At 60.6% G+C, this 9,289-nt stretch carries 12 protein-coding genes; 8 read left to right on the plus strand and 4 right to left on the minus strand.

Annotation, left to right across the window (positions count from 1 at the left end):
- Positions 1-2: 2 nt before the first annotated feature.
- Genes mnmM through LKX83_RS21170 form a run of 3 tightly spaced genes read right to left on the minus strand, consistent with a single transcriptional unit; the run spans position 3 to position 1,784 of the window.
- A complete protein-coding gene (mnmM, locus tag LKX83_RS21160; RefSeq protein ID WP_227884599.1) occupies positions 3-644 on the minus strand; it encodes a tRNA 5-(aminomethyl)-2-thiouridylate-methyltransferase MnmM in 642 nt (213 codons plus the stop codon).
- Positions 645-648: 4 nt separating this feature from the next.
- Complete coding sequence (gene mnmL, locus LKX83_RS21165; RefSeq protein WP_227884600.1) at positions 649-1,611, minus strand: tRNA modification radical SAM protein MnmL/YtqA; 963 nt, start codon at positions 1,609-1,611, stop codon at positions 649-651.
- Positions 1,602-1,784 carry a hypothetical protein gene (locus tag LKX83_RS21170; RefSeq protein ID WP_227884601.1) on the minus strand — a complete coding sequence of 61 codons (183 nt, stop codon included), beginning with the start codon at positions 1,782-1,784 and terminating at the stop codon, positions 1,602-1,604. Before LKX83_RS21170 ends, mnmL begins: the two co-directional genes overlap by 10 nt.
- A 160-nt stretch (positions 1,785-1,944) precedes the next feature.
- Here LKX83_RS21170 and LKX83_RS21175 point away from each other — a divergent pair, with 160 nt between their 5' ends.
- Both LKX83_RS21175 and trmB read left to right on the plus strand, forming a co-directional pair.
- Positions 1,945-2,130 carry a hypothetical protein gene (locus LKX83_RS21175; RefSeq protein WP_227884631.1) on the plus strand — a complete coding sequence of 62 codons (186 nt, stop codon included), beginning with the start codon at positions 1,945-1,947 and terminating at the stop codon, positions 2,128-2,130.
- 197 nt (positions 2,131-2,327) lie between these two features.
- The gene (gene trmB, locus LKX83_RS21180) at positions 2,328-3,113 is read left to right on the plus strand and encodes a tRNA (guanosine(46)-N7)-methyltransferase TrmB (protein ID WP_227884605.1); all 786 of its coding nucleotides are present in this window, start codon (positions 2,328-2,330) and stop codon (positions 3,111-3,113) included.
- Positions 3,114-3,347: 234 nt separating this feature from the next.
- Here trmB and LKX83_RS21185 read toward each other — a convergent pair whose 3' ends face one another.
- On the minus strand, positions 3,348-3,875 hold the full coding sequence (locus LKX83_RS21185; protein ID WP_227884606.1) for a phosphatase PAP2 family protein: 528 nt from the start codon (positions 3,873-3,875) through the stop codon (positions 3,348-3,350).
- A 187-nt stretch (positions 3,876-4,062) separates the two neighbouring features.
- Here LKX83_RS21185 and LKX83_RS21190 point away from each other — a divergent pair, with 187 nt between their 5' ends.
- The 6 genes from LKX83_RS21190 to rplT all read left to right on the plus strand — a co-directional run bounded on the left by LKX83_RS21190 (position 4,063) and on the right by rplT (position 8,926).
- On the plus strand, positions 4,063-5,223 hold the full coding sequence (locus tag LKX83_RS21190) for a glycosyltransferase family 4 protein (protein ID WP_227884607.1): 1,161 nt from the start codon (positions 4,063-4,065) through the stop codon (positions 5,221-5,223).
- A 345-nt stretch (positions 5,224-5,568) separates the two neighbouring features.
- Positions 5,569-6,807, plus strand: coding sequence for a glycosyltransferase family 2 protein (locus LKX83_RS21195; protein WP_227884610.1), 1,239 nt, complete (start codon positions 5,569-5,571; stop codon positions 6,805-6,807).
- Positions 6,808-6,938: 131 nt separating this feature from the next.
- Positions 6,939-7,409 carry a YdeI/OmpD-associated family protein gene (locus LKX83_RS21200; RefSeq protein WP_227884611.1) on the plus strand — a complete coding sequence of 157 codons (471 nt, stop codon included), beginning with the start codon at positions 6,939-6,941 and terminating at the stop codon, positions 7,407-7,409.
- Positions 7,410-7,791: 382 nt separating this feature from the next.
- Positions 7,792-8,295, plus strand: coding sequence for a translation initiation factor IF-3 (infC, locus tag LKX83_RS21205; RefSeq protein WP_227884633.1), 504 nt, complete (start codon positions 7,792-7,794; stop codon positions 8,293-8,295).
- Between the two features lie 18 nt (positions 8,296-8,313).
- Positions 8,314-8,514 (plus strand): 50S ribosomal protein L35, encoded by a 201-nt coding sequence (rpmI, locus tag LKX83_RS21210; protein WP_185141254.1) that lies wholly within the window; start codon positions 8,314-8,316, stop codon positions 8,512-8,514.
- A gap of 52 nt (positions 8,515-8,566) precedes the next feature.
- On the plus strand, positions 8,567-8,926 hold the full coding sequence (gene rplT / locus LKX83_RS21215; RefSeq protein ID WP_227884613.1) for a 50S ribosomal protein L20: 360 nt from the start codon (positions 8,567-8,569) through the stop codon (positions 8,924-8,926).
- Positions 8,927-9,289 lie beyond the last annotated feature (363 nt).

A 9,289-nucleotide genomic window follows, 5' to 3' on the forward strand; every position in this document is an offset into this window, starting at 1 on the left:
TCCTATCTCTTTTTTTCGATGGCATACAAATACGGGGCGGCCGGCTTTTGCGGCATGCGGTACAGCACTGCTTGGGCCGCGTCCGCGGGTAAGCCGGCCGCCCAGCGGTCCACTGCGGACGCTTCGTCGGAGCCGCCCGCGTGCCCGGGATAGACGACAATCGTCAATGCCCCGCCCGGCGCGAGCAGCGAGAGAGCGGCATCCAGCGCCGGCAGCGTCGTATCCGGCCGGGTGATGACCGGGGGTCGGCCATTCGAGTCGTCCGCCTCTTCGCCGCCGGGGAGGTAGCCCAGGTTGAACATGACGGCGCGTACGCGCCCGCGCAGCTCCTCTGGCAGTTCCGCGGCCATCCGCTCGTGCCCCGCGCGGAGGAGCGTGACGGTCGCCAGCGTCCGCCGCGGGACACGCTCGCTAGACGCAGCTTCCCGTCCGGCCGCTTCGGCGGCGTCCAGCCGCTCCCGGGTGCGGGCCAGCGCGGCCGGCTGCACGTCGAAGGCGAACACGCTGCCGCGCGGCCCGACGGTCCGGGCCAGAAACAGCGTGTCCACCCCGCCCCCGGCGGTCGCGTCGATCGCGGCCGAGCCGGGCTCGGCCCGTTCGGCCACCCACCGCTGGGCCATAGTCAGAACGGAAGGGAAGCCCATCGGTTCAGCGTCCCTCCCACCGTTTGCCCTGCCACGTATTTCGCCGCACCAGTTCGGCGTCGATGGCGTTCAGCACTTCCCACTTCTTCAGACTCCACATCGGGCCGATCAGCAGGTCGCGCGGCGCGTCGCCGGTCAGCCGGTGCACGATCATGTCCGGCGGCAGCATCTCCAGCGAGTCGGCGATGAGCTGGACATATTCGTCCTGCTCGAGGAAGCGCAAGAGCCCTTCCTTCCATTGACGGACCATCGGCGTCTTGCGCATCAGATGGAGCAGGTGGATCTTGATGCCCTGGACGTCCATCCGCGAAACTTGGCGGACCGTCTCCATCATCATCTCGTGCGTCTCGCCGGGGAGGCCGTGGATGATGTGCGTGCAAACGCGGATGCCGCGCTTGCGCAATCGTTCGACCGCATCGAGGTAGCAGGCGGTATCGTGGGCGCGGTTGATGAGGTTCGAGGTGGATTCGTGCACGGTCTGCAGGCCCATTTCAAGCCACAGATAGGTGCGCTCATTCAGCTCCGCCAAATAGTCGACGACGTCGTCCGGCAAACAGTCGGGCCGCGTCGCGATCGACAAGCCGACGACGCCCGGCTGCTGGAGAATCACTTCATAATACTCGCGAAGCGTCGCCAGCGGGGCGTAGGTGTTGGTGTAGGCTTGGAAGTAGCCGATGTACTTGGCTTCCGGCCATTTCAAATGTTGGCGGTCGCGGATCTGATTGAACTGCGTGACGAGATCGTTCCGCCGGCTGCCGGCGAAATCGCCGGAGCCCCGCGCGCTGCAGAACGTGCAGCCGCCCGCCGCGATCGTATTGTCCCGGTTCGGGCAGGTGAAGCCCGCATCGAGCATGACTTTGAACACTTTGGTCCCGAACTGCTCCCGCATCTCGTAGTTCCAGGTGTGGAACCGCTTGTCGTTCCACAGGCGGGGCTGCAGGTCCGAGGTGGTATCGGTTATCGGCATGGGATCAGCCGCTCCTTGCTTGCAGATTCATGCTTCCATTGTACCGGAAAATGTCCGGCATGGCGAGAAACGCCGCTCGCCGGATTCGCGTATTCATCCATTTGTTTTTGCGCCCGGGCCCGTACCGATAAAGAAGTTTTGTTGAAAACGGGCTTTAAATAAAGCGGTTTCATATTGCGCGACCTCACATGATATGTTATATTAAAAGTGCGTCATAACAGCAAACATAGCTGACATGGATCCAATTTTGTTGCAGCATTCATAGTCGCTCCGTCTCTGGGGAATCGATATACCTAAGACCGCCCGTTTTCGGGAGAAAGCGAGTTGAGAAGGATGAGTTCGATCGTACGCATTCCGCAAGGTGACGATACGATGAAGGTCGAGCTAACCGTCAAGGAAATGATGGCGCTCGCGGGCATCAAGTTCAACAACAACCACGGCGTCGAAGTGTCGGCGAAGAAAAAGCTGCACGAAGCGCTCGATTCGCATTATCAGCTCGAAGAGAAGCCCGTCAACTGACGGATTTCGCTTGCAGCCCTCACAGACCGCCTTTGCCGGCCGACGCCGGGAGCGCGGTCTTTTCTTATGTCGGAGCTATTTGACGGCAGATTAGGTTTTTTTGCGGACGTTTCGCGCGGCGCTCTTTACATTCCCAAGGAGATTGGGCACAATAAATGGCGGCACAGGTCTATTTTATCGATTATGGGAGGCCCCTCATGCGATTGCGCGGGAGAAAAAATATAAGGGAAAGTTTGGAGGCGCAGCCGGAGCTGGTCATCCTGGAGCCTCAGAAGTGGAAGGGGCGGTGGCACGAGTTCTTCGGCAACGACCATCCGATCCACATCGAGCTCGGGATGGGCAAGGGCCGGTTCATCAGCCAGAACAGCGTGCTCCGGCCGCATATCAATTATATCGGCATGGATATCTTCGACGAGCTCCTTCGCCGGGGCAGCGAAAAGGCGCGGGCCGCTTGGGCGGAAAAGGGACACGATCGCGTGCCGAACCTGGCCCTCGTCCGCGGCAACGTCGAGTATTTGGAGCAGATGTTCGAGCCCGGGGAGCTGGAGCGCATTTATTTGAATTTCAGCGATCCGTGGCCGAAGAGCAAGCACGGCAAGCGCCGGCTCACCCATCCCCGCTTCCTCCTGAAGTACAAGCAGCTGCTCAGCGACATCGGCGAGATCCATTTCAAGACCGATTCGCGCAGTTTGTTCGAGTTTTCCTTGAACAGCTTCTCGGACACCGGGCTGCAGATGCGCAACATCTCGCTCGATCTGCATCGGGACGAGCTGCGGGAGGACCTGGTCATGACCGAGTACGAAACCAAGTTCGTCGGCATGGGCCAGCCGATCTACCGTCTCGAGGCGGTCCTCGGCGAGAAGGCGCTGCAGGAGCATCGCCGGCAAATCGCCGAGGCGTTCGCCGCAAGCGAGCGCAAGGGCGGGGCCAAGGAACGGCCGCCCGGCTCCTCGGACGAGCAGGACGAGGACGACGACGCTTAAACCGACGGCAGACGCCAAAAGCCGCGCTTCCAGGGACGATCCCTTGGAGCGCGGCTTTTTGGGTCATACAGCATGTAAAAGTTTTACTCTATTCATTTCTGTATGACCTCCGATAAAAACGTGTCGCCGTTCGGAAGACGGCTAAGCCGTGTTTACTTGCGTGCGGGGGAGTTGTTTAAAAATATCTTAAGATTGCCTTCATTCGGCAACCAACTCGTCCTTCGCCTCGTTATTTTAGTGAATCCACACGGCCACGAGCAGGGCGGCGCCGCTGCCCAGCATGGCCCCGGCGACCGTGTCGCTCGGATAGTGGAGGCCGAAATAAACGCGAGAGAGCGCGACGCCGATCCCGATCGGCAGGAGCAGCGGAATCAGGAGCGGCTCCGCCGCCATCCACGGCGTCAGCATGGCGAAGGCGGCCGTCGTATGGCCGCTGGGGAAGGAGGGGTCCTTCAGCGGACGCCGTCCCGTGTTCACCCGCTCGAAGACTTGGTACGGGCGCAGGCGCGGCGCGCCGCGCTTGGCCATGGCGACCGGCAAGTGGCTGACGGCCACGGCCGCAAGCGCCTGCCAGCCGGCCGTGCTCCACGGCGCCGGCGCGATCAGGCCGGCCGCAAGCGAGAAGGCGAGGCTGAACGTCGCTCCGCCCAAGAGGGACAGCATATAGAAAAGCCAATTCAAAGCTTCGCGATTCCAACGGATGTTGACGTGCAGGAACAAAGGGCCCTCTACTTGATGAAGAAGGCGATAGAATCGGCTCATGTCATTCGCTCTCCTTTATTCGCCGCCGCAGCGGATCGTTGCTTCCATTGTACGATCCAATTGTCAGCGCCGTATGAAGGGAGTACCCGCCCTCTGTAAAGCGGCGGATTTGACACCCCATTGATACCGCGATAATCTCCGGCCCTTACGATGCTTTTAGAGGATCGTAAGAGGAGGCGAAGCGCAAATGGGAGAAGTCCGATTGGCTTTGTTCACCGATACGTATGCGCCCGAGATCAACGGCGTGGCCAAGACGCTCGAAAGGTGGGTAGGCTACCTGCGGCAGCGGGGGATCGCCTGCCAAGTGTTCGCACCGGCCCGCCCTCGCGGCGAAGCCGACGCGCCCGGGGTGGCCGAGCGGCTCGCGAGCGTGCCGTTCTTCCTGTACCCGGAATGCCGGATCGCCATGCCGGTATCCCCCGGCGCGGAGCGCAAACTGCTTGCTTTTCGCCCGACCGCCATCCACGTGGCGACGCCGTTCGGGACGGGGATGACGGGCAGACGGCTCGCGCTGAAGCACGGCATACCGCTCGTCGCGTCGCACCACACGCATTTCGTGCGGTACTTGCCGTTTTACAATCTACAGTGGATGGGTAAACTCTTATGGAGATATTTGCATTGGTTTCATCGCCCATGCCGGAGGATCTACGTTCCGTCCCGATCGGTGCTGGAAGAATGCCGGCGGGACGGCTGGCGCGGGCTTGAAGTCTGGAGCCGCGGCATCGACACGTCCGTCTTCCACCCGCGGGCGGACCGACCGGGCTTGCTCGCCGCGAACGGCCTTCCGCAGGGCGCCTATTTGGCGCTCTACGCAGGCCGGCTAGCGCCGGAGAAGCAGACGGAGGTCGCCGTCCAAGCCGCCGCCCGCTTCGCCCGGGAAACCGGCGCGGACGTGCGTTTGGTCTTCGCGGGGGACGGTCCGCAGACGGCGGGCATCCGCGCGCTCGCGGCCAAGCTCGGCGTGAGCGCCGTCTTTCTCGGCTCCGTGCCGCAGAGGGAGCTGCAGCGCTGGATGGCCGCGTCCGACGCGCTCCTGTTCCCGTCGCCGACGGAGACGTTCGGCAACGTGGCGCTGGAGGCGATGGCTTGCGGCTTGCCTGTGATCGCGGCGGACGCGGGGGCGCTGCCGGACGTCGTGCAGGACGGCGCGAACGGCCTCCTCTGTCCGCCTGCGGACGCCGCCGCCTTCGCTGATGCGCTGACCCGGCTATACCGCAAGCCGGAGCTGCGCGCCGCGATCGCGGAACGGGCGCTTCAGGAGGCGCAAGCCCGCTCTTGGGACGGCGTGTTCGGCCGCCTCTTGGACGATATCGCCGAAGCGAGCGAGGACGTTTCCGCCGTATCATGAGAATCCTGTGGAAGGAAATGAAAAACATTTCATCGGCGAGAAATGTCGGACGAATCCGATTGCCGGGACCATGGCCTTAGAAAAGGAGCAAACGGGCGGGATACCGCTTTCAACGGGCGATATCCGTTCCGGAGGGGAGACCCTGCTCCCGAGACATCCGCTTCTTGCGCGGAAAAGGCCGGAAATGCGCTTTATCGCGTTTTGACAAAGCGCTGGAAACGAAAGAAAATGAGCGATATGACTTTTTAAGAAAAAATGGCTGCGCCTGGAAGACGGACGCATGACCGCAAACAGAGAGAAAAAAAGCTTGGATGAAAAATAGGGGTCTAGGGGGTAAAACCGCATATGTTGAACAACTTTTTGCTCGCCGTTCAGGTGTTCTTTTTCCTGATCGGTGCCTACCAGGTCATTTTGTCCTTTTTCGGGTGGTACCGCAAAAAAGAACGCATTGAGCACAAGCCGACCAAATCGTTCGCTCTTCTCGTGGCCGCTCACAACGAAGAGACCGTCGTCGGCGCGCTGATGGAAAACTTGCTCAAGATGGATTATCCGCGCGAATTGTTCGACATCTTCGTCATTTGCGACAACTGCACCGACGGCACCGCCGACATCGTGCGCCGCTATCCCGGCGTATACGCCTGCGAGCGCAACAACCCGCACCAGCGCGGCAAGGGCTTTGCGATCGAGTGGATGCTCAAGGAGCTGTGGAAACGTCCGAAGCAGTACGACGCCATCGTCATGTTCGACGCCGACAACCTCGTCGCGACGAACTTCCTGCAGTACATGAACGAAGATCTGTGCAACGGCCATCGCGTCATCCAGGGCTACCTGGATACGAAAAACCCGCACGATTCGTGGGTCAGCGCCGCGAACGGCATCAACTATTGGTTTTGCAACCGCCTCTGGCAGCTGCCGCGCTACAACCTCGGTCTGTCCAACTTCCTGGGCGGCACCGGCATGTGCTTCGAGACGAAGCTGCTGAAGGAAATGGGCTGGGGCGCAACCAGCCTGGTCGAAGACCTCGAGTTCACGATTCGCTGCATTCAGCGCGGGATCAAGCCGAAGTTCAACTTCGAAGCCCGCGTCTACGACGAAAAGCCGGTCTCGTTCCGCGCTTCCGCTCGCCAGCGTCTCCGGTGGATGCAAGGACACTTCGACATCACCCGCCGCTACATGCTCTCCACGCTGTGGCAGGGCATCAAGGAACGCAGCTGGGTGAAGATCGACGCCGCCATTTATATTTTCAACGCGTATAACTTCCTGATCGGCTTCCTGCTGACGGCGACGCTGTGGTTCGACTTGCTGCTGCCGGGCTCGCCGCACTTCGACTCGATCTACTCGGTCGCGCCGGCCTGGATCGCCGTTCCGATCTCGCTGTACATCTACGCGCAGCTGCCGCTATCCATGCTGCTCGAGAAGGTCAACTGGAAGCTGTACTTCCGCTTGATCACGTTCCCGATCTTCTTCTTCTCCTGGTGGCCGGTCACGTTCTGGGCGTTCTTCACGCAGAACAACAAAACCTGGAGCCATACGGAGCACACCCGCGTGCTGCGGCTCGAAGAGGTGCAAGGCAAGCAAATGTAAACGCGCTGCGGCGGTCCTTAGGGGCCGCCGTTTTGACGTGCCGGGCCGGTTTGGGGATTCGGCTTGTACTTGTTGAACGAGAGGGGTACAATGATCGAAGAACAGATGGCGAACGGGAAGGGGGAGCGGGCGTGCGCGAATTCGAAGGAAAGCTGGTGCGGCCGACGGGCGTCGGTACGTGGACGTACGTGAACGTGCCCTTTGACGTCGAGGAGGCGTTCGGCGCGAAGGGGCAGGTGCGCGTGCGGGGAACCGTGAACGGCGCCGAATTCCGCAGCTCGCTCCGGCCGCACGGAGACGGCACGCATTATCTGGTCGTGGGCGGCGAGCTTCGCGAAATGGCCGGAGTAACCGGGGCGGGGGACGCCGTGCAGGTGGCGCTCGAGAAGGATACAGAGGAACGTACGGTAGAGACGCCGGCGGACCTGCTCGCCGCACTGGCGGAGCGGCCGGAGGCGCTGGCGTTCTACGAGGGGCTGGCCTACTCCGGCCGCAAGGAGTATGTCGCCTGGATCGAGTCGGCCAAGCGCGCAGAGACCCGGCGCTCGCGCATCGACGCGTCGGTCGTGCGGCTGTCGGAGGGGCGGAAGCTGAAAAGTTGAGGGCTTGGGGGCGGCGGGGCGCGAAGCCGAAAGCTTGGCGCGGGCTGGATGCTGCGAGCGGACAGCGCTTGAAGCCTTCAAGACTTCGGCGAAGGCTCGGTTGACAGCGCTGGGCGGACGTGGTATAGTGCTTGAGTGACTGTTTAATCAGCACGCGTAAGCAGAAGCACCCGCTTCTCACCTGTTCGGCATCTTGCTGGCTGGTCATGCGTAGCCTACGTCAACTGGTTGTCGGTGAGCATCGCTTGCCAGTAGCCGATACAACGTTTGCGAGCGGAATGCGGGTTCTTGCGACCCGTATTTTTTTGTTTGTCGGAAAGTGGCTTCAAAAACGACCTTTATTCCATTTTGGAGGTGGAACGCTATTAGCAAGGATCATCAAATCAACGAGGAAATCCGGGCGAAAGAAGTTCGGCTTGTCGGACCGGAAGGCGAACAAATCGGCATCAAGCCGTTTCGGGAAGCGATGCAGATGGCCATCGACGCTAACCTTGACCTGGTCAACGTAGCGCCGCAGGCGAAGCCGCCGGTATGTCGCATCATGGACTACGGCAAATTCCGTTACGAGCAGCAGAAGAAAGAAAAAGAAGCCCGGAAGAATCAGAAGATCGTCGACCTGAAGGAAGTTTGGTTCCGCGCGAACATCGACGAGCACGACTATCAGACGAAGATGCGCAACGTGCTGAAGTTCTTGAAGGAAGGCGACAAGGTGAAATGCTCCGTGCGTTTCCGCGGTCGTGAAATCGCCCATTCCAACATCGGCCAGAAGATCCTGGAGCGCGTCGCGAACGAAGCGACCGCAGCCGAGCTGTGCGTCATCGAGCGCATTCCGAAGTTGGAGGGCCGCAGCATGATTATGATTCTGGCCCCCAAAGCCACCCATTGATGACAGGAGGAACAACAGATGCCTAAGATGAAAACCCATAGCAGCCTGAAGGACCGCTTCAAGATTACCGGCACCGGCAAAGTGAAGCGTCATAAAGCATACCGCAACCACTTGCTGTCCCACAAATCGGGCCGCCAAAAGCGCGTGCTCGCTACCCAGCCGCTGATGGCGCAAGGCGACGTTCGTCGTCTGCAACAGCAACTGGCTAACCTGAAGTAATCGATCGATCTCGCAGCAGCGAGCGTACACATATTCCGGGAGGTAATCGCAAATGGCAAGAGTCAAAGGCGGGTTCGTAACGCGCCGCCGTCGCAATAGAGTCCTGAAGCTGGCTAAAGGTTACTGGGGCGCCAAACACCGCCTCTTCAAAAAAGCGAACGAGCAAGTCCTGAAGTCCCTGACGTACGCATACCGCGACCGTCGCCAAACGAAGCGCAATTTCCGCAAGCTGTGGATCGTGCGCATCAACGCGGCCGCTCGTCAAAACGGCTTGTCCTACAGCAAGCTGATGCATGGCCTGAAGCTGGCCGGCATCGAAGTGAACCGCAAAATCCTCGCCGATCTGGCCGTGAACGACATCAACGCGTTCAACACGCTGGCCGGCACCGCCAAGGAAAAAATCAACGCCTAATCCGCGTTGCGTCCATAAGCGCCGCGCCTCTCCACTCGCTGGAGCGGTCCGCGGCGTTTTTTCGTGGGCGCGGGCTCATCGGAGGGGCTCAGCGCGCCTCGGCGTTGGGCCGCCAGTTGGAGCAAAATGCTCCTACTGCGATCCGCAGACTGGCATCCCGCCGAATAGGTAACAAATGGTTTCTTATTCGCCCATCGCACCGAGTGTCCCGCCGATAGGTAACAAATTGTTCCTTATATGCGCCCCCCGCCGAGGGTCCCGCCAAATAGGTAACAAATTGTTCCTTATTCGAGCCCCCCACCGAGTGTTGTACCTAAGTCAAGAAAGTGGACACAACTTTTACGCAACCCGCTGCTGGTAATA

Origin of the sequence: Cohnella baijiui, from assembly GCF_020731285.1 — a bacterium.
Taxonomy (GTDB): Bacteria; Bacillota; Bacilli; order Paenibacillales; family Paenibacillaceae; genus Cohnella.